Genomic DNA, 24098 nt, shown 5'->3' with positions numbered 1-24098 from the left:
ATGGGTTATAAAAGAGAGAGTTGTTGAGAGGGGTATCGTAATAATCTAATTAATCGATTAATCGTCTTGGAGCTATAAGGACTGTCTACATCTATTATGGTATGGGCTGTTGCACGATAGATAGGATCACGTACGGTATATAGTTCTTGCAATTTTGCCAGAGGATCAGAAACTTGAAGTAGTGGTCGGTTTTTGTCGTGCTGAATTCTACTTAACAGTATTTCTGGTTGTGCATGTAGGTAAACAACGTGACCATTTTGTTGCAGTTTAAGTCGGTTTTCGATTTGTAAAATAGTACCGCCACCAGTGGCAATAACAATATTTTTTTGCTGCACTAGCTCGCTGATAATCGCCGCTTCTCGAAACCGAAAACCGGCTTCTCCTTCAACTTCAAAAATAGTGGGAATAGATACGCCAGTACGTTCACATATTACTTGATCGCTATCGTAAAAATCGCGATGTAATTTTGTTGCCAGTTGTTTACCAAGAGTAGTTTTACCTGCTCCCATCAAACCGATCAGAATCAGATTGCCAGCTATATTATCCATGTCTGTTATTGTAACTGAGAGCTGTAGTTTATGCATTAGTAAACTGATGTAGATACTTGATGAATAGCATAATCTGTAAATGAGTATATTTTTGTTTTTCTAACTTTAAAAAATAATAGCGAGGAAAGTAGTTATATTTGATAAATAGAAAATATAACTTTAATAAATGTTTTTTTCCTTGTTGATATTTAATAATTAAAAAGCCAGCCTGTTTTACAGGCTGGCTAAGTTTTTGGTGAAAAGGTTAATTAATATTTCAAAGGTGCGCTAGAAGAATCAACTACCCGAGGTGTAATGAAAACAAGTAATTCATTACGTTGCTGGGTATTTTTTCTGTGTTTAAATAAATTACCAATGCCCGGAATATCACCTAATAAAGGTATTTTATCTATACTATTTTCATTATTTTCATTGTAAATGCCGCCAATGATTAATGTTCCACCATTTTCAATCATGGTCTGAGTAACAACATTGCGTTTTTGCATACAGATATCGCCTGAACGAAGTACATCCGGTGCGACATTTGAACAGGCAATCGGACGATCATTCTGTACATTCAATGTCATAATGATATTGCCGTCAGGAGTAATCTGTGGTGTTACTTTCAACCCTAAGACAGCATCTTTGAAACTGGTTGAGGTGGCGCCACTTGAAGTGGCTTCCTGGTACGGAACTTCATAACCTGATTCAATTTTGGCTTCTTTACGGTCCTGAGTTAATACACGGGGTGAAGAAATAATTTTGGTTTTACCTTGAGCCTGAGATGCTGAAAGTTCCAAAGCTAACGCGCCTGAAGCAAATTTATGTACCCAGGATACAACGGAAGTAGGATTAGTTACACCTAGATTAATATTTGGAAATCCAAGTTCAAAATTCGGATTACGGGTCGTACCTTTATTATCATCCTGAAGAGAAACTGTACCGCCAATATCAGTATGGGTAGTTCCTCTAGTATAACCGAACTTGGTACCTAGTTCACGCGCGAAACTATCTGTAGTTTCAACAATTCTTGCTTCAATTAATACTTGCTGAGAAGAAATATCAACCTGAGCTATCAGTTTTTCAAATTTTTTAATTACACTACTAATATCAGTAATAATTAAAGTGTTAGTTGCCGGATCGAGTAAGGCACTCCCGCGAGGGCTCAAAATACTTTTACTATCGCTTGAGCTACCGTCATCTGACAAATGCAATATTTTTTTAAAGTCCTCTACACTGCGGTATTTGAGCTGGAACGTCTGAGAAATTAACGGACCTAAATCATCCAGTTTCTTTTGTTGTTCAAGAGAGGCAGTATCTCTGGACATGAATTCATCACGCGGAGCAATGTTGATAACATTTCCTTCACGACGCATATCAAGATTTCGTGTTTCCATAACCAGATTCAGAGCCTGATCCCATGGAACATCTTTCAATGAAATGGTCATTTTACCCTGAACACTGTCACTGGCGACGATATTCATCCCAGATTCTTTTGCCAGAATTTGTAAAATAGTGCGGACATCGATATCCTGAAAATCCAGAGATACGCGTTTACCTTTAAATGATTTATTATTAGCTTGTATTCCCTTATTTTCTACATCAAATTTGCGTGAAATCTGCAGGACAAGATTATTGCCGCTTGTCATTTGAGTATAGTCCCAGTCACCCTGCATCTGAATGCTGACTTCAGTGTCGTTACCGATTCTGCGTAAGCGTATGGCTCGTACTGGTGTACTGAAATCGGTAACATCTAAGTTACGTTGCTGTTCAGTTAATAAGGGAACATTTTTATAGGTTAAAGTAAGAGTCGCCGCGTTACTTTTAATGGTTGGCTGTGCTTTGCCATTCAATCCGATAATGGAAACCACACCATTACCGTTTTTACCTTTTTGAAAATCTACATTAACCGGAACAGGATCAGCAACATTGTAGGTATTATCAGCTGCACTGGAAGTCTGACGGTTAACTACTTGTTCAGTTATATTAGATGTCGGATATGGTGCATTGAATACTGGGGCAGGATCTGCAGCAACAGAAACTTGTTTATTTTTTACTTTGTTTTTAACCGGAAGCGGGTCTTGTACATAAACCCAGACTTCATTACCTTTTATGGTTGCATTATATTGTGCTGCTTTTGATAGTGAAAGCATGATGCGTGTCCGGTCAGCTGTCTGACCAGCTTCAATCTGCTGTAATACAGAATCATCAAATTTAAGCAGATTCTGCGGTACGGTTAAACCGGTACTTGCAAAATCTAGGGCGATACGTGCAGGATTTTCGGTTGTAAAACCCCGTGGTAGTGCTGGGTCTTTATCAAAATGAATTTTTATCAATCGTTGTTGATTTTGCAGTGCACCAACATTAATAGCAGTAATATTTCCTGCCATTATACTCTGACTCAGTAAACCCAGACCCAGAGTGGATAAAATAGATATGGTTTTCATTTTCATATTTGGTACCTTTTATTCTTAAATGGGTTACTTGTATCAGTCGTCTTGTTCGGATGTTTCCGTGGAGGTGCTGTCTGCAGCCTGTAAAGGTAAGCTGGCACGATGTGTTGTCCAGTTACCGTACGAATCTTCAACTAATTCTGAAATAACAATTTCATCTTGCGTTATTGCCGTAATACGTCCGAAACTTTGTCCGAGATAATTTCCCACATTAACGGTATATACATGTCCGTCTACAGCAATAAATGCGGAAGGAGCTTTACCTGCACCCTTTATCAATCCAACGTAATGTAATTCATCTAATGAAAAATTTTCCAGAATTTGTTTAGGTCGGTTTAAATCTGGTGCATTCGAACCCTGAACCCCGGCTTTAAATCTTGCCGGATCAAAAATATTTAGTTTTGGTTGTACAGGTGGCGTATAAGTAGGCTGAATATTTAACTTGGTTTCATTAGGTTTAACATTCTGAGTTTTTACCTGCTGTCTGGTATTTTGCATCCATTCATGTAAATCTTCATTTGCTGAAGAACAGGCACCTAATGCGAAAAGACCAAGAAAAAGTAAATATTTATTCATAATTTATCCGTTGCATATATGTTATAAAGTACTGTTTTGCAGAAACTAGGCTTATTTTTTATCATTGTTCTGTTCTTTTATTTCTGCATCGGTTAGCGCTTTATAGGTATTGGCAACCGCGTTCAAAGTAAGCGTATTATCTTTTTCATTCCGTTTAATAACAATTGAGTTCAACGTTACGATTCGTGATAATTTTCCTACATCGCGGAGAAACTGACTAATCTGATTGTAATTTCCTGTTAGGGTGATGTTATAAGGTAATGTCTGAATTACCTGCTGTTCAGATTTTTTGTCAGTTTGATTATCTGATTCAGTATTTTGGACCTGGGCAGGTGTTACACTGTCCATATTCAGTCCGTTTTTGGTTGCGCATTCATGTAATTCCTGAATCAGATTCGGAATTTCAGCCTGAGTTGGCAGCTGCTTTAATAATATATTAAATGAACCATTAATAGAGTCTAGTTCTGCTTTTAAAGCATCAAGATGAGCAGCCTGTCGGCTTTTTTCTGTATATGTCTGTTTCAGTTTTTCCTCTTCCTCACGCAGCTGGCTGATTTGTCCATTTAAACCACTGTAAACAAAGAAGTAGGCGAGAATTAGAATAATAACAATGATTGCTCCGGCAATACCTAATTGTACAGGTTTACTTTGCTGAGGTAAGGAGTTTAAATCAATTGCTTTCAAGTCAATATTTTTTGCCATGTTCAACTACTCCTTCAGTTTGATGCGGCTGCTGCATCAGACGCTGACTCATTTTGATCTGCAGTATCTGTTGAGATTGGATTAGTATTCTGATTTGCCTGAGTCATGTCATATGGTTGCCCAATGTTGCTATTCAGAGGAATACGAATACTGAATTCTTGTACATTATTTACCCGTTTAATATTGAGTAATTCCGGAGTGCTGAATAATTGTCCCGGTATTGCATTCATAAATGCAGCAGTTTTAGCATCACTGAATGCTTTACCATTGACTATATAGGTAGAGGAATTTTGAGCTTCAATACTGGTTATGTACAATCCCAAAGGTGCTACAGTATTTAATGTATCCAGTATACGCGCAGCTTCAAATCGTTTGTTTGATAGTTCTTCAACTTTTTCCTGTCGCGCGATAAAGTTCTTACGTTCTTCCTGCAGCTTGGAAATTTCTGCTATTTCTGAATCCAGTTTTTTAATACCGTTCTCTAACACCAGATTACGGCTTTCCTGGCTGCTTACTCTACTTTCAACAGCCAGATAGCCGAGGAAAGCTAGACCGAACCCAATTAGAGCAGCTCCGGCTAATAATGTCTGAAATTGCTTTTTTTGCTTGGCTTGTAATGCTTCACGGTAAGGCAGCAGGTTAATTTTTAATAAAGGTAACATCTTATAATCCTCTTATAGCCAGACCAAATGGAACGGTTAATAAACTGCTGTCTTGAAGTAGTTTCGCCTGTGGGATGTTATCACTTGGCTGTGCCAGTAATACAGGGTTGATTTGCTGTGCAGGTATTCGTGTCTGCTGAATAATACTTTCAGTAAATTCATTAGCACCTTTGTTGCCGTAGCCGAAAATCAGGATTTCATCAATTTCGTTTTCCTGACTGGCTGAAGTAAAGTAAAACTGCAATACCCTCTGTATTTCCTGAATAAACTGTTGCTGGAACGGCTGTGCCACGGCTGTATTGTAATCTTCAGGTTTGGAAGGATTATAAAGCATGTTCCATGCTTCCTCTTCGGTTAACTGATAGTTGCGTCTTAAAGACTGCATTAAATGATCATAGCCAAGATTAATTTCCTGTTTGTATAGTAATTTACCATGGCACATGATAATTGCCTGGGTTTCACTGTAATCAATGTTGAAGACAGCAACACATTTATTGGTAAGTTCCGGTTGTCTGAAATTGATCCAGGTGATGGCACTATTCATTATAGCCATTAAATCTACATCCATCTGGCTGGGTATTATGCCGGCATCAGTATAGACATCCATCAGTATGTTTACATCTTCCCGCTTACCATTAACCAGCAACAGACATTCTTTCCCCTGATCGTTTGCATCAATCTTCTGATAATCATAACTGACTTCATCCAGAGAGTCATATTGACTCAGTTCAGCCATAATTTGTTCTTCTTCGGTATACTCTGTATCCAGATCACGGTCGAGGAATTGGACTGACACCTGCTTTTGTGAAATTGCCGCTGTAATATTCCGGCAATTACTTTGTAGTTTTTGTTTTGCCTGTTGTAGGTAAGCAACAAGTTCTTCATGATTTTCTATACTGCCATTACCTACAATATTTTTTGGTAGAGGGACAACAACGTATTTTTCGAGACGAAATTGATTTAAACTGCGTGCATTTAATAGCACCATATTAATGCTTTTATCAGTAATACTGATACCAAGACTTTGTCTCGAGGATGTTGTGGCCACCTTCTTATTCTTTGAATTTATTTTGAAATTATTCAGTTTCATGAAAGGGCTTTCTGTCTGTTTATCAAACGGGTAATGTCGGGTGTTGAAAATTACTGTTCTGTGTTGCTAACAAATTTAAGACCAAAGTTTACTTTATTTTGGATATATTTCGCAGCCTTAAATGAAAATTAGTTGATTATGATTAGAAAATTATTACTTTCAACCGTAGGTTTGCTTGCCGGGCTGGCGCTTTTTGCTGTCGGTTTGCTGGCAGTAGCGATTATGGTTACTTATCCGAAGCTGCCTTCTCTGGAAGCAGTAACGCATTATCAACCCAAACTGCCGCTTACAATTTATTCAGCCGATAATAAACTGCTGGGGCAGTTTGGAGAGGAAAAACGTGCTTTTACAAGAATCAATGACTTTCCTCAGGTGCTGAAAGATGCAGTGGTAGCCGCTGAAGATAAACGTTTTTATGATCATGGCGGAGTCGATTTTATTGGTGTAACCCGTGCTTTGATTACAAATCTAACTGGCGGTGTGCAATCTGGTGCCAGTACGATTACTCAGCAGGTAGCACGTAATTTTTATCTGACTAATGAGCGCACCTATACGCGTAAATTCAATGAAGCGCTTCTTGCTTACAAAATTGAACAAAAATTAAGTAAAGATCAGATTCTTGAGCTGTATTTTAATCAGATTTATCTGGGGCAGCGTGCTTATGGGTTTGCTGCTGCTTCTCTGGTTTATTTTAATAAACCAGTACAAAAACTGGATTTGGCAGAAGCAACGATTTTGGCTGGCTTACCTAAGGCTCCTTCCACCTTTAATCCTGTTGTAAATCCGCAACGGGCTAAAATGCGCCAGCGTTATATTCTCAATAATATGGTGGAAATGGGTAAAATTACACCTGCTCAGGCTGATGCTGCTTTTGCAGAACCATTAAATTACGTTCATTATCAGCAACCTATAGATCAGAATGCGCTCTATGTTGCTGAAATGGTTCGTCAGCAAATGTATGAAAAATATGGTGATGCAGCCTATACGCAGGGATTTCGCGTTTATACAACAGTCAATTCACAGGATCAGGCTGTAGCAACAGAAGCATTGCGTAAAACATTGAATAATTTTGATAGGGGTTCGGCTTACCGTGGGGCGGAAGGATTTTTTGACCTGAGTAAAATCCCGGAAGATATTCGTGATGAGCAGATAGAACAGTATCTGGCAAATCGTTCTGCTGTAGACGGTATGTTGCCGGCTGTAGTAACTGAACTTGGTTCAAATTCAATTGTGGTGTACATAGGCGGTGTAGGTGAAAGCAGAATTAGCGGTAGTAGTTATAACTGGATTAAACGAACCATTAATAATGCGAAACTGGATGACGCTGCCGTACGTGTGGGCTCAGTAGTACATGTACGAGGTGATGGTAAGAGTTATCGAATTGTACAGCAGCCGGAGCTTCAGGGGGCGATTGTTGCTCTGGATGCTCAGACTGGAGCTGTAAAAGCTTTGGTAGGTGGTTATGATTTTTATCGTCGAAGTTTTAACCGTGTGACTCAGGCCAAACGTCAGCCTGGTTCTTCTTTTAAGCCTTTTATTTATTCAGCAGCTATTGCTAAAGGCTTCACGCCGGCGACAGTGGTAAATGATGCTCCGATTGTTATGCCGGGAATGGGTGCAGGCGGGCGTGCTTGGACACCTAAAAACTCAGACGGTCGTTATGCTGGGTTTATCACGTTACGTCAGGCCTTAACTGCATCCAAAAATATGGTTTCAATCCGTATACTGATGGCTATGGGTGTTGACTATGCCAGACAATATATCCAGCATTTTGGTTTTCGTTTGGATCAGATTCCGAATAGTCTATCCATGGCACTTGGTAGTGGTGAGGTAACACCAATGCAGATGGCTGAAGGTTATGCTATTTTTGCTAATGGTGGTTTTAAAGTTTCCAATTATGTGATTGACCGGATTTATGACAGTCGTGGTAACCTGCGTGCGCAAATGCAACCATTAGTTGCTAAGCAAAATGCGCCACAGGCTATTGATCCGCGCAATGCATTCATTTTATATCACATGATGATGGATGTAGTTAATCATGGTACTGCTTATAGTGCACACGCACTTGGGCGTAGCGATATTGCAGGTAAAACGGGTACAACTAATGATAATAAGGATGCTTGGTTCGTAGGCTTTAATCCGAACATCGTTAGCGCAGTTTATATAGGATATGATCGTCCGCGCAGTATGGGGCGTTCAGCCTTTGGGGGTACAATTGCTGTACCGGTATGGCTGGAATATATGCGTTATGCATTAAAAGGCAAACCTATTGTGAATACACCTGTTCCGGCCGGTATTATTCAGAAATCCGGAGAATATTTTCTTAAAGAACATCAGACAACTAATCCTGATTTACCATTGGATAATCGTGCTGACGGACCGGTAACAGCCAAAACGAATGGTAAAAGTGGTGATGCTGATGATGCCGGAGAAGTACCAGTTGTCCCGCAATCTGGTACTAATAGTCAGTTAGACTCATTATTTTAAAATTTTGTATTAATAAAATTGTAATTTACTAAAATGGGCAATCATTCGGATTGTCCATTTTTATTTACTATTGAAATATAAATATATTAAATCATTAATATTTAATTAATTAATAATGTTCTTAAAATTCAATGTGTAAAATATATTTTTAAATATATAAATTTGAATTTGGGAATAGTATGTCTATAAATATATAAAAATTATATCAATAGTTTATTTTAAATTTGTCATATTGTTTGGTGTAATTGCATAACATTGAGTTACAATGTTTAAACGAATTATCACAATCTTTAAAATAAATTTTATGCCTGATTTTGGTTTAAAAAGAAAGGAACAATATGAGTGAGCAACAATCACAGACTGAGCAGTCTGATGAAATTAGTACGAATGATAAAGAAGCAAGATTGAAAGTTTTTGAGAGAAGTGTATTGGAAGGCAGGCATACTGATGAAGATTCATCTACAGCGCCATTACCTTCAAATTATCCTTATCGTACCCGGATGAGACGTTCAACATATGAGCGAGAAAAAGCCAAATTGCAAATTGAACTCTTGAAAGTGCAAAACTGGGTTAAGGAGTCGGGTCAGAAAATTGTATCTTTATTCGAAGGCAGAGATGCAGCGGGTAAAGGGGGAACGATTAAACGCTTTATGGAGCATCTTAACCCTCGTGGTGCACGGGTAGTGGCTCTTGAAAAGCCTACTGAGACTGAAAAGGGTCAATGGTATTTTCAGCGTTATATTGAGCGCTTGCCTACAAGTGGTGAAATGGTATTTTTCGATCGCTCCTGGTATAACCGTGCCGGTGTGGAACGTGTAATGGGCTTTTGTCAGCCTCATGAATATTTGCAGTTTATGCGCCAGACTCCGGAATTGGAGCGTATGCTGGTAAATAGTGGTATTTATTTGTTTAAATTTTGGTTTTCTGTTTCCCGTGAAGAGCAGTTACGTCGTTTTATTTCACGGCGCGATGATCCTTTAAAGCACTGGAAACTTTCTCCTGTTGATATTCAGTCTTTGGATCGCTGGGATGATTATACCGAAGCTAAAAACGATATGTTTTTCCATACTCATACCGGCGATGCGCCATGGACAGTAATTAAATCTGACGATAAAAAACGCGCACGACTCAATTGTATACGCCATTTCCTCACTGAACTTGATTATCCGGGCAAGGATATTGCTGCAATAGGTGCAGTAGATAATTTGATTGTATTAAAACCTCAGACTCAGTTTAAAGATTCAACAGATACGCATATTGATTAATTGTTTCGTTGTAAGACAATTTCGAAAGAGGATTTAATTAACATATCATATAATTTTTAATGGGTATGCAAGGGTTGTTTTAGTTGGGTAAATGTATCTTGTGTGATTTTATATGAGAATACGAATGATTTTTGTGTTGTCTTTGTAGAAAGTAGATTTGCGTGGAATTAACCAAGTATATTACTGAAATGGCTAAAGCAGCCAAAGATGCTTGTTATGCTCTTAATATGGCATCTACTGCACAGAAAAATCAGTTATTGTCATTTATTGCATCGGGTCTGTCTGCTGAACGAAATAGGATTCTTGCTGCTAATGAAACTGATATAAGTGCAGCACGAAAACAGGGAATAGATACTGCTTTACTTGATCGGTTGCAACTTAATGAAAGCAGGATAGCGGCAATGATTGATGGTGTACATCAGGTTGCTGCATTAGCGGATCCAGTGGGTGAAATGGATGAGTTTCGTGTACTGCCTAATGGTATTACGCTCGGTAAAATGCGTGTGCCGTTAGGTGTAATAGGTATGATTTATGAATCTCGCCCGAATGTGACTCTGGACGCAGCCATATTATGCCTGAAAACAGGTAACAGTTGCGTGTTACGGGGTGGCAGCGAAGCAATCAATACTAATAAGGCAATCGCTTCGGTCATTACATCATCATTAAAGCAAGCTGGCTTACCGGAAACTGCTGTTAATCTGCTGACTGATACTGATCGTGCCGGTGTAGATATACTGGTGGGTTTATCTGAATATATTGATGTAATTATTCCGCGGGGCGGTAAAGGTCTGGTGCAGCGGGTAAATGAAAAAGCACGTATACCGGTTATCAAACATTTGGACGGTATATGTCATGTGTATATTGATGCTTCTGCAGAAGCAGAAATGGCGATTAATATTGCTGTAAATGCTAAAACATCGCGTTACGGCACGTGCAATACTATGGAAACTTTGCTGGTTCATGTTAGTCGTGCAGCAGAGTTATTACCTGTACTTCAACAAAAATATTCAGAAAAAGGTGTTGAGTTACGAGGCTGTCAGCTTACTCAGAAAATTTTGCATAATGATATTATTCCAGCTTCAGAAATTGATTGGTCAACTGAGTATCTGGCTCCGGTTCTTTCAATAAAAGTAGTCAATGATGTCAGTGAAGCCATCAGTCATATTAATTATTATGGTAGCCATCATACAGACAGTATTATTACAAATGATTTATCTCATGCACAGTTATTCCTGCGTATGGTAGATTCATCCAGTGTTATGGTGAATGCGTCAACTCGTTTCGCTGATGGGTATGAATATGGCTTAGGCGCAGAAATTGGAATTTCTACTGACAAAGTCCATGTACGCGGTCCGGTGGGTTTATATGGTTTAACCAGTCAGAAATGGATCGTTATGGGGCAGGGGCAAGTACGTCTTTGAAATTTCAGCGCTATAATATTATTCAAGCATATATTTATATGTCATTATATGCTTATTATTATAATTTTAGGTTTTGATTTCGAAAACTTTTAAATAATTGATTTATGAACTTATAAATAAAATATCAGTTTTCAGATTAAATGAAAACTGAATATTATTAGTTTTTATGTCACTGATATTATTGTACTGATGAATTTTTACAGAAATTAAAAGGGCATAATGTGAAACGTATTGTATTGTTTATTGCTACCAATCTTGCTGTCATCATTGTTATTAATGTTGTTCTGAATATTCTTTGTGCACTTTTAGGTATTAATATTTATAGTAACGGCAATGGTATTTTGTTATTACTGGCTGCTGTTGTTGGTTTTACCGGTTCTATTATTTCTTTGCTAATGTCCAAAACGCTGGCACTTAATTCAGTTAATGGACAGATTATTGGTCAGCCACAAACAGCTGCAGAGGCCTGGCTGTTAAATACAGTTGCCAGTCTGGCCAGTCAGTGGAATATTGCTATGCCCGAGGTGGCTATTTATGATTCTCCTGAACCTAATGCTTTTGCTACCGGAGCTACACGTAACAGCTCACTGGTGGCAGTAAGTACTGGTCTGCTGCATAGTATGTCGCAGGATGAAGTAGAAGCCGTGCTTGCTCATGAAATGGCTCATATTGGCAATGGAGATATGGTGACAATGACATTGTTGCAGGGAGTGGTTAATACTTTTGTTTTTTTCTGGGCTAACCGCATTGCTGATGTTGTAGCCCGAAAAGAAGATGGGGAGGTATCTCATAGTATTTATTATCTGGTAAGTATGATTTTGCAGACAGTGTTCGGTTTTCTGGCAAGTTTAATAGTTATGTGGTTTAGTCGCCAGCGCGAATATCGTGCAGATGCGGGAGCAGCACGTCTGGTGGGTGCGCCTAAAATGATAGCAGCACTGCAAAGATTAAAAGGTGAAACCAGTCATTTACCTGCTGGTATGCAGGCTTTTGGAATTGCTAGTGAAACTGCTGATGCTCTTTTCAGTACTCATCCGACACTGGATAACCGGATTAATCGCTTACGTCAGATGTGATATTAATATGATAGAAGTAGTTTTTGTTTATATCAATCTGACAAATCTGAATTTAATCAGGACTGTTTTTTAAACACCTAGTTTAATCCATGGCTTGTACTTGTATCTGTTTTAGTGAAAAGAATTTCAAATTTAATTATTAAGCGGCAAAAGATATTGATATATTTTGGTTAAATAGCATACATATTTAAATTTATTATTATCTAAGTGGTAATCTTGTATTGTTTATACAAAATTTAGTTGTTTTGTGGCTATATTTTAATTCATTAGACTTTAATTCATGATTGCTGTAACAATATATAATTTTACAAATCAAATTATGTTTTTATAATAAATAGAGAGAAAAATGCACAACTACTTAACCCCGAATTTTACTTTTGCACCTATCCTGCCGGATCATGCACAGGGCAGTCGGGTATGGGATGATAATGGTCAGGAATATATAGATTTAGCCGGCGGTATTGCTGTTAATGCACTGGGGCATTGCCATCCTGCATTAATTCAGGCACTGACTGCACAGGCACACAAGCTTTGGCATATTTCTAATATTTATACAACACAGCCGGCACAGGATTTGGCAAAAAGACTCGTAGAAAATACCTTTGCCGAGCAAGTATTTTTCTGTAATTCCGGAGCTGAAGCAAATGAAGCTGCTTTCAAGCTGGCCCGCAAGTATGCACGAGAACATTTTGCCGGAACTGAAAAACATGAAATTATAGCTTGTGTAAACGGATTTCATGGACGTACTTTGTTTACGGTATCAGTAGGCGGGCAACCTAAATACAGTAATGATTTTGCACCTTTACCTACCGGAATTAAACATATTCCGTTTAATGATTCCTCAGCCATTGTGGCAGCTGTAAATGATAAAACCTGTGCAGTTGTCATTGAACCTATTCAGGGGGAAAGCGGAGTATTGCCGGCAACTGAAGAATTTTTGCAGGCAGCCAGAGAGGCTTGTGACCGGCATCAGGCTTTATTGATTTTTGATGAAGTACAAACAGGTATGGGGCGGACGGGAAAGCTGTTTGCCCATCAATATTATGATGTTCAGCCAGATATAGTTTCCAGCGCCAAAGCTTTGGGTTGTGGTATTCCTATTGGTGCAATGCTGACCACAGCTCATATAGGGAATAGTTTTACGCCGGGCAGCCATGGCAGTACTTTTGGTGGTAATCCGTTGGCTTGTGCTGTCGGCTGTGCTGCATTTGATATTATTAATACACCGGAAACGATGAAAAATGTGCTTCAGCAAGGGAAAAAATTAAAGGCAGGATTGCAAGAATTGGCTGAATCAACTGGTGTATTTTCTCAGGTAAGGGGTCAGGGATTACTACTTGGCTGTGTTATGTCTGAGACATATACCGGAAAGGCTGCTCAGTTAATGCAATTGGCTTTACAACATGGTTTGCTGGTTTTGGTTGCCGGTAATAATGTCTTGCGTCTGGCTCCAAGTCTGTTATTGAATGATGCTGATTTACAGGCAGGATTACAACGACTGAAAGCAGCGATTACGGCTTTTATACATATCTGATGATGGAATTTATGCCCAACTCAAACAGACAGCATATTGTTGTATTAACCGGATCCGGTATTAGTGCTGAAAGCGGTTTACAGACTTTTCGTAATCAGGGAGGTTTGTGGGAAGGTGAGCGTGTAGAGGATGTGGCAACACCGGAGGCATTTAAGCGTCAGCCATTATATGTGCTTAATTTTTATAATCAACTGAGACGTCAGCTGCTAAAAACCGAACCCAATTCTGCTCATGTTGCTCTGAAACGTCTGGAAGATGGTTATGACGTAGATATAATTACTCAAAATGTAGATGATTTGCATGAGCGAGCCGGAAGTACTCATGTTTTACATTTACATGGTGAGTTATTAAAAGCCAGAAGCTGTGTTGATGAAAATTATATTGTGGATTGCCCGGGGGATCAGAAAGTAACAGATGTTGATGTTAATGGTTTTCCGATGAGGCCGCATATTGTCTGGTTTGGTGAGGCGGTGCCTATGATTGAACAGGCTATACAAGTGATGCGTTCAGCTGATATTGCAATTATCATTGGCACTTCCTTGCAGGTTTATCCGGCCGCTGGTCTAATCCGGTATATACCACCGAACGCTGAAATTTACCTTGTTGATCCCCAGCCGATTGATGGCTTGCAAAATGTACAGATTATTCGCGCCCCGGCTCAGGCTGGTGTATCTGGTCTGGTTAATGAATTACTGCAACGTCCTGATGCACATTCTTTATCCTGCTGATACGGGTGGTATATCAAAATCAAATTTTAGTTAGTGCTAAAATTTCTGTTCTGATTTTCTTGATTCTTGTAAATTAATATGACAAAAAATGATTTAGTCATTGCCAGCCGCGAGAGCACTTTGGCTATGTGGCAGGCTCATTATGTACAGCAATGTCTTCAGACTGCATATCCGGGGTTATCTGTTGAAATTCAGGGTATGACAACCCGGGGTGATCAGATATTGCACCAGTCTTTATCCAAAATAGGTGGTAAGGGATTATTTATAAAAGAGCTTGAGTTAGCCTTGCAAAAGGAAACAGCAGATATTGCTGTGCACTCTCTTAAAGATGTTCCTATGCAACTTCCGGATGGCTTTATCTTGGCAGCAATAACTGAGCGGGCTAATCCGTTTGATGCATTTGTTTCTCATCAGTTTAGCTGTTTGGCTGATTTACCGGCTAATGCCATAGTCGGAACTTCAAGTCTGCGTCGGGAAGCTCAGATTAGGTTGCTGTATCCTGATTTGCAGGTAAAGCCTCTGCGGGGTAATGTGCAAACACGTCTGGAGAAACTTGACAGACAGGAATATGCTGCAATTATTCTTGCTGCAGCCGGTCTTGAGCGACTGGGTTTAGAGCGGCGAATTCAGTGTATATTATCTCCAGAAATATTGCTGCCAGCTGCCGGTCAGGGGGCTCTGGCTATAGAGGTCGCCGCTCATCGTGAGGACTTACTGACTTTATTACAACCATTACACGATCCTGTTACAGCAGCCTGTGTTACTGCAGAACGTACTCTGGCACGTGTACTTGGTGGTAGCTGTCAGGTACCGCTGGCAGCATATTGTACTGAAAAATCCGGCATGCTTGAGTTACGTGGTTTAGTGGCATCTGTAGATGGTGTAACAGTGTTGCGAGCCAGTGAAAAGGCAAATATTAGTGAAGCAGAGCAGCTGGGTTTGATGGTTGCACAGCAGCTAGCTGATCAAGGTGCGCAGCAGTTAATTAATGATGTTTTATCTACCCGATGAATACTTTACCATGTCTGGTGCTAATGCGTCCGCCGCAGGCAGCCACTGCCGATATAGACTGTTGCATTCATTATGGCTGGCAACCTATTTTACTTGAATATCTTCAATTACAAACACAATCAGCGGCTTTAAACCGGCTATCTTGTCAAAGCCAGAGTCAGAATATTATTTTCTGGGTTAGCCCGAGTGCCGTACATATTGCTGCAAATTATGTTTCACGTTCTGATAAATTAATACATGTAGCAGTGGGTGCTGCTACGGCATCAGCATTATCCGGTTATGGATTTAAACAGATTGTTTATCCGGAAAACGGACATGATAGTGAAGCAGTTTTACATTTGCCTGTATGGCAGCAGCGTAAAGGTAAATTGCTATTGATTAGAGGTATAGGTGGCCGCGACTGGCTGATTAAGCAACTGCATCAACTAGGATGGCAAATTGAGGTAGCAGAAGTATATCAGCGAAATCCGGTACCTATAAACTGGTCAGTTATTTCAAAACAGGCCGAACAGGGAAATTTGAAGGCAGTGTATATGACGACAACTGCCGCAGTCCGGGCGTGGTTTACTCAATTACCTCCGGATTTGTACGTAGTTAGCAAAAGCTTGTTATACTTAGTTCACCATCCGCGCATAGATGCTGCGTTAACCGGATATGGAGTCCAGACACTTCATGTTCCGAACTTATGTCGCGGACTGGCACTTTTGCATTCACGCAGCACCTGATGATATTTTCTTCAGTAGTGCTGTTAACCTATTATATAAAGTAGGGAGTATACCGAATGAGTGAACAACAGAATGCACAGGCTGGCCAGCCTCCTGAACAGGAAAAGCAGCCATTGCTGGTGAATAAACAAGGCGAAGTTAGTGCTCCGCCCGAATCGGCTACTTCTGCGGTTACTGAAGCTACCAATAAAGATCTAAACACGACACATCAAACTATGAATTCCCAAAAAAACAACACAGTATCAGATGCTTCTGCATCTAGTATTCCTGTTCAGCCATCTCCGGCAAAACAGTCGCAATCCGGCTCAGGTAAGGGAATTGCTCTGGGCGCACTGATATTATCATTACTGGCTCTGGGAGCCAGTGGGTTTTTATTTGTTGAGGGGCAGAATCAGCTTAAAAACCAGCAGCTACAATTTGATCAGAAAATTGACAATGCGGGGATTAGTGCCAGCAAAACTGCTGTTTCGATAGAAACCAGCCTGACACGCATTGATGAGTTAAGCCGTCAGTTGCAGGAAATTCAAACCCAACAGAAAACTCAGGGTGATAATGTAGACCGGCTTACCCGTGCCTATCAGGAGCTGGTAAAAAATCGCACTGACTGGCTGGTTGATGAAATAGAAGCTACATTGAATCTTGCCTCTCAGCAGTTGCTGATTTCCGGTAATGTTCCTGTTGCAGTTAATGTACTTGAAAGTCTGGATGGCCGGCTATCCCGCTTTGACCAGCCGCAATTGCTGCCTATCAAAAAGGCTATAAGCAGTGATTTGGAAAATCTGAAAAACCGGCCTTATCTGGATGTTGCCAGTGTTTCATTGCGTCTGAATCGTCTTGAGTCTGCTATAGCAGGTCTGCCGTTAGTAGTTGAAAGTCAGTTACAGCCCGGAGTGACAAGTAATACACCGGTGAATCCAAATGCTTCATGGTGGCAGCGTACATGGCAAAATACTTTGCACTCTTTACGCAGTATGGTAGAAGTGCGTCACATTAATCACAATGATTCAATGCTAATGTCGCCTGAACAGATATATTTTGTACGTGAAAATCTGCGGCTGCGATTGCTGGATGCACGTATTGCTCTGATTCAGCGTCGCGGAGAAGTTTATGTTGCTGATTTAAATGGTGCAGAAACTGCTGTTAAGCAATATTTTGACGGTAGTTCAGCAGCAACGCAGTCGTGGCTGAAAGAATTAACTCAGTTAAAGACACTTAATGTGCAAACTAGTCAGGACAGTAGTCTGTCAGCCAGCCTGGCTGCTGTACGTGAATACCAGAATCAGTCTGGAATGGATATGTCAACGGCGTTGCCGGATTTAAGTGCATCATCTGCCAGCAATGTACCGGTACATACCGAACAACAACAGGCTAGCCCTATAAATAGTAATAATGCTTCTGCAGCGTCATCTTCCAGACAGGGAGACAATTCATTATGAGATCTCTATTATGGTTGATTGTTCTGTTTATTGTTGCAGTGGGTGTCGTACTTGGTGCGAAATATTACAGTGGTGATGTGTATATTGTAGTTGAGCAAACTCTGATACGTATCAATCTGCAGCTGTTTATTGGTCTTGTGCTGCTAACGGTAGTGCTGTTGTATATATTTTTACGCATTGTTATGGGTTTTGTGCATTTACCCGGTCACTGGCATCACTGGCGTATCAATCATCAGCGCCATCAGGTTGAAACAGCATTAAATCATGCTGGTTTAGCCTACTTTGAAGGTCGCTATCAGTTTGCTGAGCGTGAGGCTGAGCGGGTCTTACGTAATAAACAGGGGCAGCACAGTCGTGCTCTGGCCTTATTACTGGCTGCGCACAGTGCTGATCAGATGGATGACAGTACAACACGAGACCGTTATTTAGATGAAATTGCAAAGTTGCCGGAAAAACAGCAGCTTTCCCGCTATTTGCTTCTGGCCCAATCAGCTTTATCACAGCACAATGATCAGCAAGCCAGAAGTGCACTGGAAGCAGCAGCCAAAATCAATCCGAATTTAACCCAGCTTGTTAAGCTGCAGTTACGATATGACTGGGAAAAGCATGATGCTCAGGGTGTTTTGGAAGCAGTTGATAAATTAAGCCGCGCAGGAGCGTTAAGCGAAAGCGAACAGAATAATTACCAATACTGGGCTTATCGGCAGTTACTGGCAAATGTTAAAGAGCCGGGTGAGCTGAAAAGCAATCTTAATTTGATTCCGGTAGATGAACGTGAAAGTACACTTAGTGCAAATATTGCAGAAAAATATCTTCAGCTAGGTATGTATACTCAGGCATTGAAATGGGTAAAAAAATATTATCCGCGCACTCATGATGCTTCACTATTACCTGCATTTAATCAGGCCAATCAATATCTAAGCAGTAAAGAACAGCAAAAAAATATGGTAACCGTTGATAAGTGGTTACAACAGAATCCGCAAGACCCGGACTTACTATTGTTGATGGGTGAGTTAAGTTATCAGCAACAACTGTGGGGAAAGGCAAAGACTTATCTCGAAGCCAGTTTGCAGGCCAGTAATAATAATGTAACCAGATTGTTATTAGCTAAAGTACTGGAGCAATCCGGTCAGAGCGAGGCTGCCGAGCAGCAGCGTAATGAAATTCTGGCCACAATTGGTAATAATGATGAGTTGTAATTTTTAGTTTTTATTTAACAGGCAGTTGGTACTGTATGTACTAACTGCCTGAGGTTAATTATGGCAGTTTTACATAACGATACTTTTTTACGTGCTTTACTAAAGCAGCCGGTTGAATATACGCCGGTATGGTTAATGAGACAGGCTGGACGCTATTTACCGGAGTACAGAGAAACAAGAGCGAAAGCCGGCAGTTTTCTTGTACTTTGTCATAATCCAGAGCTGGCTACAGAGGTGACTCTTCAGCCATTGGAGCGTTTTGCACTGGATGCGGCTATCTTGTTTTCCGATATTCTCACTGTACCGGATGCAATGGGGCTCGGTTTGCATTTTGTCGAAGGTGAAGGACCTAAATTTACTCATCCGTTGCAGCATGAAAACGATGTGACACGTTTACAGGTTCCTGATATGAACCGTTTGCGCTATGTGTTCGATGCTGTTCATAGTATACGTAATGCTTTGAACGGTCGTGTACCGTTAATTGGTTTTTCTGGCAGTCCGTTTACACTAGCCTGTTATATGGTTGAAGGAGAAGGCAGTCGGGATTTTCGTTTATTGAAAACCATGCTTTATCAGCGACCGCAATTGTTACACCGGATACTGGATATTAATGCGCAGACTGTAACTGCTTATTTGAATGAACAGATAGCTGCAGGTGCACAGGCCGTACAGATTTTTGATACATGGGGCGGAATTCTTAGCGATAAAGCTTTTCAGGAGTTTGATTTACGCTATCTGCAACAGGTCATTTCAGGCTTACAGCGTGAAGCAGATGGTCGTCGGGTACCAATCATTATATTTACTAAAGGCGGTGGCCAGTGGCTGGAACAATTAGCTGCACTGGGTGCTGATGCGTTAGGTGTGGACTGGACTGTCAATTTACAGCAGGCACGTCAGTTGGTCGGACAGCAGGTGGCATTACAGGGAAATCTTGACCCGCTGGCTCTATTTGGTGATTCAGAAAGTATTACAGACGAAGTTAAGCGTTTACTTGCTGCTTACGGAGCTGGCAGCGGACATGTATTTAATCTGGGTCATGGTATCAATCAATATACTAATCCGGAAATGGTGAAATGTGCAGTAGATGCGGTACATCGCATTTCTGCAGAATATCATCAGAATTAATTATTTGTATTTCAGAGAATATCAATCAATTCTGAAACAAATAATTGATGTGAATAATTACTTGCTATTTCTGGCAGTCACAGACTTAGTTTTCTGTACCTGCCAGAATTTTTTATCTGATATTTATCTCAATTCATTATATAGATTATTTATCCATTTATAATCTACTATATTCTAGACATTAAATAATTGGTTTACTTATATGTTACATGATATACCCTGGGCTGAAATTCTTGTTGTATTACATGTGATTGTGGTTACTGTTCTGGTATTGAGAGTGTTATACCATCAGCGTAATACAGGAGTTTCCGTTGCTTGGATTCTGATGCTAATGGCTTTTCCTTTAGTCGGGGCTGTAGGCTACTTGTTAATTGGCGAACCCAGGCTGGGTTCACGCCGGCTACGTCGTCAGAATGAACTGGTGAAATTTTATCAGGGATTCAGTAATAAATATCTGCATAATTTCAATCAGCATGCTTGTAGTGGTCTGAATGAGCGTTATCATGGTATCAGTTTGATTGCAGCCGATAAAACCGGATTTGAGGCTACCGAATACAATCACTTAAAGCTTCTTACCAATGATGAAGAAATCATTGCTGCCATTCGATATGATATTCAGCATGCGAAAACAAGCTGTTTACTGGCTTTTTATATTGTTGATCCTCAGGGAGAAATTATTGAACTGCTGAATGATGCCATTGCAGCAGCACAACGAGGTGTGGTTACCAGTATGCTGGTTGACAGTATTGGTAGTGTAAAATTCTGGCGTAGTGACTGGCCTCAGCGTTTACGCAATGCGGGTATTACATTGACTGAAGCTTTACCCGTTCAATTATGGCGCACTTTTCTTGTACGCGCAGATTTGCGTAACCATCGTAAAATTGCGGTTATAGATCAGAAAATTGGCTATACCGGCAGTTTTAATCTGGTCGACCCGCGTTTTTTCAAAAAAAATGCCGGTGTCGGAGAATGGGTTGATGTGATGATGCGTTGTGAAGGAAGTCTGGTACAACCTCTGGCAGCAGTATTTGCCGGTGATATGGCAGTAGAAACTGAATCTAATTTAATGCAGGTGCAGCAATGGGTAGACAGTTACGGTAAACAGGCGCTCATACATAATCTGCAAGTTGCACAACAGGAACAAAGTGGTGTAGTGGTTCAGGTGATTCCTTCAGCACCTGAGCAAGGCAGTCCGGTTATTTACGACACTATTGTTAATGCAATTCATGCTGCTACAAGACGTATTATTATTACGACGCCTTATTTTGTTCCGGATGATGCTTTGCTGCTGGCTTTAACTACAGCTGCTACCAGGGGAGTGGATGTAACTCTGATAGTACCGGAAGCTGTGGATTCAATGCTGGTGAAATATGCTTCACGTGCATATTATCCAAGACTATTACAGGCTGGGGTGAAAATTGCTTTGTTTAAGGGTGGGCTGTTACATGCTAAAACTTTAACTGTAGATAGTGATTACACTTTGTTTGGCACTGTAAATATGGATATGCGCAGTTTTTATCTCAATATGGAAATTAGTCTGGCTATTTATGATGAAGGTATGACTGAAACAGTAGTGGCGTTACAGAGCACTTATTTGAAAGCTTGTGAATATATCGAACTGAAAACATGGCAGGCTCGTTCAAAGTGGTGGGGGCTGGTGGAGAATACAGTGCGTCTGGTTGGTCCGTTGTTATAAATTTTAATAATGAAAAAACTGCCGGCTAAAACCGGCAGTTTTTTTACCTGATTATTTTTCTATCAGTGTTGAAAAAAGTATTTTCAGAATGTGATATTTTAAAATGTTAATAAGATAATATTATGTTTAGGAAAATATAAATTAATCTACAAGCCATATTTTTAATAGTTTATTGACAGTAAATATTCATAAGTGTTATCTGTCATGATTGGTTAATTTTATAATAATTTTATATTAATATTTTTAATTTTAAGAATAGTAGTTATGATACACACACATCTGAAAATATTAGCTCTGTCACTGACAGCGCTGCCATTTATGGCTTATGCCAATGATAAAAATGATGAAGCAGATTTGCCGGATATCGAAGTCACTGCTTTACGCACTAATTCAAAATGGCTAAATACTACAGCTTCTGTTTATACTGTAAATGCAAATACACTCAAAAATACGCCTAAAACTAATATCTCTGACGCTTTGAAAGCTATTCCGGGTTTACAAGCTCTCGAAAGAGAAAATTATGCTCAGGATATGCAAATATCCATGAGAGGTTTTGGTGCCCGTTCGACATTCGGTGTTCGCGGAATCAGGATTTATGTTGATGGAATTCCGTCTTCTATGCCTGATGGACAGGGGCAGACATCCAATATCGATTTAAATTCTCTGGAGAAAATTGAGGTACTTGGCGGACCTTTTTCTTCTTTATATGGTAACTCTTCTGGAGGAACTATTCTCGCTACAACCCGTGAGGGTACAGGTAATCCGAGTGTCAGTGTTGGTTTTAACACGGCGCGTTTTGCTAAGCAGCAAACTTCATTTCAGTTACAAGGCGGAAGTAAAGCGGCGAGTTTACCTGCATATAATATAAGTTCAAGTTACTTTGATACCAATGGTTACAGGGAACATAGCGATGCAAGAAAAGTCCTCAATAACGCAAAATTTACTTGGGATTTAAATGATGGCAGTACATTGAATTGGGTACTTAATCAGGTTCGTATCCGTGCTGCTGATCCCGGAGGACTGACACGTAAACAGTGGCAAGAAAATCCGCGTCAGGTAGCTCAGAATGTCAGAGATTATAATATGCGTAAAGAAATTGACCAGAGTCAGACCGGTCTGACGTGGGATAAATCAATTAATGAGCATAACAGTTTATATGCTATGGCGTATGCCGGCCGGCGTCACGTTGTGCAGTACCAGTCAATTCCGGCCAAAGCTCAGACAGCTCCTAAACATGCCGGAGGTGTTATCGATTTTACCCGTTATTATTATGGAACCGATATTCGCTGGCTGAATACAAATACAATACCTAATCTAACTGTGATTGGAGGTGTGGCGTTTGATAAGGAAAATGAGGACCGGCAGGGTTATAATAATTTTAGTGGTGCGCATTTAGGGATTAAAGGAAAATTACGCCGTGATGAGGATAATACCTTATGGAATTTAGATCCTTATATTCAGTTTTCATGGAAATTTTTACCTGAATGGCATTTGGATGGCGGGTTACGCTATAGCAATGTGCATTTCAGAACACGTGATCATTATCTGGCTAATGGTGATGATAGTAGTACTATGCGATACCATAAACTGTTGCCCGGTATTTCACTAGGCTGGAACTTTAGTAATCAGGCAGCAGCCTATGTTGCTTATGGTAAAGGTTTTGAAACACCGACATTTACTGAAATGGCATACAGACCGGATGGACAAGCTGGTTTTAATCGTAATCTTAAGCCTTCTAGCAATGATACAGTTGAAGCAGGACTAAAATTTGAACAGCTGTGGGGCCAACTGACAGCTACAATTTTTCATACTGAAACTCACAATGATATTGTTTCTGCGGTTTCATCTGGCGGCAGAAGTACGTTTCGTAATGCTGACCGGACGAAAAGATATGGTAGTGAATTAGCTTGGCAAAAGAAGTTGTGGCAGGATTTACAAGTTCAGGCGAGTTATTCCTATGTGGATGCAAAGTTTGATAGTGATATAGCAGCACAAGGTAAAGCAGCCGCTGTTAGCAAAGGTAATAAAATTCCGGGAGTTGCTCAAAACCAGTTTTATTTAGGATTTCAATGGCAACCTAAGCAAGGGTGGCAGGGGGGGATGGATATCCGCTATATGGATAAAATATATGTTAATGACAGCAACAGTGATTATGCACCTGCTTATGCTCTTGCTTCAGCGAATATTGGTTATGAATGGGTTCATCATGGCTGGACAGTAAGCAGTTATGCACGTATAGATAATATGTTTAATCGCCGTTATGCTGGATCTGTGATAGTCAATGATAGTAATGAGCGATATTTTGAACCATCACCTAAACGTACATTCAGTACCGGAATTAATATTCGTAAAATGTTCTGATTAAAAAAGCACTGATATTTCAGT

General features: G+C 40.1%; 19 protein-coding genes. 13 read left to right on the top strand and 6 right to left on the bottom strand.

The features are described 5' to 3' along the window. Positions 1-5 precede the first annotated feature (5 nt). The 6 genes from H3V11_RS00640 to pilM all read right to left on the bottom strand — a co-directional run bounded on the left by H3V11_RS00640 (position 6) and on the right by pilM (position 5968). Positions 6-548 carry a shikimate kinase gene (locus H3V11_RS00640; RefSeq protein ID WP_078474768.1) on the bottom strand — a complete coding sequence of 181 codons (543 nt, stop codon included), beginning with the start codon at positions 546-548 and terminating at the stop codon, positions 6-8. A 248-nt stretch (positions 549-796) separates the two neighbouring features. After that, on the bottom strand, positions 797-2980 hold the full coding sequence (pilQ, locus tag H3V11_RS00635) for a type IV pilus secretin PilQ (protein WP_100125899.1): 2184 nt from the start codon (positions 2978-2980) through the stop codon (positions 797-799). Between the two features lie 36 nt (positions 2981-3016). Then, positions 3017-3556 carry a pilus assembly protein PilP gene (locus H3V11_RS00630; protein WP_084584935.1) on the bottom strand — a complete coding sequence of 180 codons (540 nt, stop codon included), beginning with the start codon at positions 3554-3556 and terminating at the stop codon, positions 3017-3019. A 51-nt stretch (positions 3557-3607) separates the two neighbouring features. Further along, entirely contained in the window at positions 3608-4258 is a 651-nt protein-coding gene (locus tag H3V11_RS00625; RefSeq protein ID WP_084547399.1) for a type 4a pilus biogenesis protein PilO, read from the bottom strand. A 14-nt stretch (positions 4259-4272) separates the two neighbouring features. Further along, on the bottom strand, positions 4273-4920 hold the full coding sequence (locus tag H3V11_RS00620; protein WP_084584936.1) for a PilN domain-containing protein: 648 nt from the start codon (positions 4918-4920) through the stop codon (positions 4273-4275). Position 4921: 1 nt separating this feature from the next. Next, complete coding sequence (gene pilM / locus H3V11_RS00615) at positions 4922-5968, bottom strand: type IV pilus biogenesis protein PilM (RefSeq protein WP_172397065.1); 1047 nt, start codon at positions 5966-5968, stop codon at positions 4922-4924. Between the two features lie 180 nt (positions 5969-6148). On the opposite strand from pilM, the gene H3V11_RS00610 reads away from it, so the two are divergent. The 13 genes from H3V11_RS00610 (at position 6149) to H3V11_RS00550 (ending at position 24074) form a co-directional block, all read left to right on the top strand. Beyond that, positions 6149-8497, top strand: coding sequence for a penicillin-binding protein 1A (locus H3V11_RS00610; RefSeq protein WP_084550913.1), 2349 nt, complete (start codon positions 6149-6151; stop codon positions 8495-8497). A 338-nt stretch (positions 8498-8835) separates the two neighbouring features. Then, complete coding sequence (gene ppk2 / locus H3V11_RS00605) at positions 8836-9762, top strand: polyphosphate kinase 2 (RefSeq protein WP_025331034.1); 927 nt, start codon at positions 8836-8838, stop codon at positions 9760-9762. 161 nt (positions 9763-9923) lie between these two features. Next, positions 9924-11183, top strand: a complete 1260-nt coding sequence (locus H3V11_RS00600) for a glutamate-5-semialdehyde dehydrogenase (protein WP_370570159.1) — start codon at positions 9924-9926, stop codon at positions 11181-11183. Positions 11184-11404: 221 nt separating this feature from the next. Next, a complete protein-coding gene (gene htpX, locus H3V11_RS00595; RefSeq protein WP_198189966.1) occupies positions 11405-12259 on the top strand; it encodes a protease HtpX in 855 nt (284 codons plus the stop codon). A gap of 346 nt (positions 12260-12605) precedes the next feature. After that, complete coding sequence (locus tag H3V11_RS00590) at positions 12606-13793, top strand: acetylornithine/succinyldiaminopimelate transaminase (RefSeq protein ID WP_198223375.1); 1188 nt, start codon at positions 12606-12608, stop codon at positions 13791-13793. Positions 13794-13804: 11 nt separating this feature from the next. Further along, the gene (locus H3V11_RS00585) at positions 13805-14521 is read left to right on the top strand and encodes an NAD-dependent deacylase (RefSeq protein ID WP_198223374.1); all 717 of its coding nucleotides are present in this window, start codon (positions 13805-13807) and stop codon (positions 14519-14521) included. A 78-nt stretch (positions 14522-14599) separates the two neighbouring features. Then, entirely contained in the window at positions 14600-15532 is a 933-nt protein-coding gene (hemC, locus tag H3V11_RS00580; RefSeq protein WP_198223373.1) for a hydroxymethylbilane synthase, read from the top strand. Then, the gene (locus H3V11_RS00575) at positions 15529-16257 is read left to right on the top strand and encodes a uroporphyrinogen-III synthase (RefSeq protein ID WP_084549807.1); all 729 of its coding nucleotides are present in this window, start codon (positions 15529-15531) and stop codon (positions 16255-16257) included. Before hemC ends, H3V11_RS00575 begins: the two co-directional genes overlap by 4 nt. A 56-nt stretch (positions 16258-16313) precedes the next feature. After that, positions 16314-17693: a uroporphyrinogen-III C-methyltransferase gene (locus H3V11_RS00570; RefSeq protein WP_232335726.1), complete on the top strand. Its 1380-nt coding sequence runs from the start codon at positions 16314-16316 to the stop codon at positions 17691-17693. After that, complete coding sequence (locus H3V11_RS00565; RefSeq protein WP_198223372.1) at positions 17690-18892, top strand: heme biosynthesis HemY N-terminal domain-containing protein; 1203 nt, start codon at positions 17690-17692, stop codon at positions 18890-18892. Before H3V11_RS00570 ends, H3V11_RS00565 begins: the two co-directional genes overlap by 4 nt. Before the next feature lie 60 nt (positions 18893-18952). Further along, a complete protein-coding gene (hemE, locus tag H3V11_RS00560; protein WP_198223371.1) occupies positions 18953-20017 on the top strand; it encodes a uroporphyrinogen decarboxylase in 1065 nt (354 codons plus the stop codon). A gap of 202 nt (positions 20018-20219) precedes the next feature. Beyond that, positions 20220-21713, top strand: a complete 1494-nt coding sequence (gene cls, locus H3V11_RS00555; RefSeq protein WP_198223370.1) for a cardiolipin synthase — start codon at positions 20220-20222, stop codon at positions 21711-21713. Positions 21714-21977: 264 nt separating this feature from the next. After that, positions 21978-24074, top strand: a complete 2097-nt coding sequence (locus H3V11_RS00550; RefSeq protein WP_198223369.1) for a TonB-dependent receptor — start codon at positions 21978-21980, stop codon at positions 24072-24074. The last annotated feature ends 24 nt before the right edge of the window (positions 24075-24098 follow it).

It is taken from the genome of Snodgrassella sp. W8158 (assembly GCF_016100435.1).
GTDB lineage: Bacteria > Pseudomonadota > Gammaproteobacteria > Burkholderiales > Neisseriaceae > Snodgrassella > Snodgrassella alvi.
Note: the sequence above shows the minus strand (reverse complement) of the source record. Positions and strands in the feature narration are given on the sequence as shown.

What these genes read in the sequence shown, in the direction of transcription:
- H3V11_RS00630 (WP_084584935.1), bottom strand. Translation starts at nt 3,556, where the DNA reads ATGAATAAATATTTACTTTTTCTTGGTCTTTTCGCATTAGGTGCCTGT.
- H3V11_RS00570 (WP_232335726.1), top strand. Translation starts at nt 16,314, where the DNA reads ATGAGTGAACAACAGAATGCACAGGCTGGCCAGCCTCCTGAACAGGAA.
- ppk2 (WP_025331034.1), top strand. Translation starts at nt 8,836, where the DNA reads ATGAGTGAGCAACAATCACAGACTGAGCAGTCTGATGAAATTAGTACG.
- H3V11_RS00590 (WP_198223375.1), top strand. Translation starts at nt 12,606, where the DNA reads ATGCACAACTACTTAACCCCGAATTTTACTTTTGCACCTATCCTGCCG.
- H3V11_RS00565 (WP_198223372.1), top strand. Translation starts at nt 17,690, where the DNA reads ATGAGATCTCTATTATGGTTGATTGTTCTGTTTATTGTTGCAGTGGGT.
- H3V11_RS00640 (WP_078474768.1), bottom strand. Translation starts at nt 548, where the DNA reads ATGGATAATATAGCTGGCAATCTGATTCTGATCGGTTTGATGGGAGCA.
- pilQ (WP_100125899.1), bottom strand. Translation starts at nt 2,980, where the DNA reads ATGAAAATGAAAACCATATCTATTTTATCCACTCTGGGTCTGGGTTTA.
- H3V11_RS00620 (WP_084584936.1), bottom strand. Translation starts at nt 4,920, where the DNA reads ATGTTACCTTTATTAAAAATTAACCTGCTGCCTTACCGTGAAGCATTA.
- H3V11_RS00625 (WP_084547399.1), bottom strand. Translation starts at nt 4,258, where the DNA reads ATGGCAAAAAATATTGACTTGAAAGCAATTGATTTAAACTCCTTACCT.
- H3V11_RS00585 (WP_198223374.1), top strand. Translation starts at nt 13,805, where the DNA reads ATGCCCAACTCAAACAGACAGCATATTGTTGTATTAACCGGATCCGGT.
- hemE (WP_198223371.1), top strand. Translation starts at nt 18,953, where the DNA reads ATGGCAGTTTTACATAACGATACTTTTTTACGTGCTTTACTAAAGCAG.
- H3V11_RS00610 (WP_084550913.1), top strand. Translation starts at nt 6,149, where the DNA reads ATGATTAGAAAATTATTACTTTCAACCGTAGGTTTGCTTGCCGGGCTG.
- H3V11_RS00550 (WP_198223369.1), top strand. Translation starts at nt 21,978, where the DNA reads ATGATACACACACATCTGAAAATATTAGCTCTGTCACTGACAGCGCTG.
- hemC (WP_198223373.1), top strand. Translation starts at nt 14,600, where the DNA reads ATGACAAAAAATGATTTAGTCATTGCCAGCCGCGAGAGCACTTTGGCT.
- H3V11_RS00575 (WP_084549807.1), top strand. Translation starts at nt 15,529, where the DNA reads ATGAATACTTTACCATGTCTGGTGCTAATGCGTCCGCCGCAGGCAGCC.
- cls (WP_198223370.1), top strand. Translation starts at nt 20,220, where the DNA reads ATGTTACATGATATACCCTGGGCTGAAATTCTTGTTGTATTACATGTG.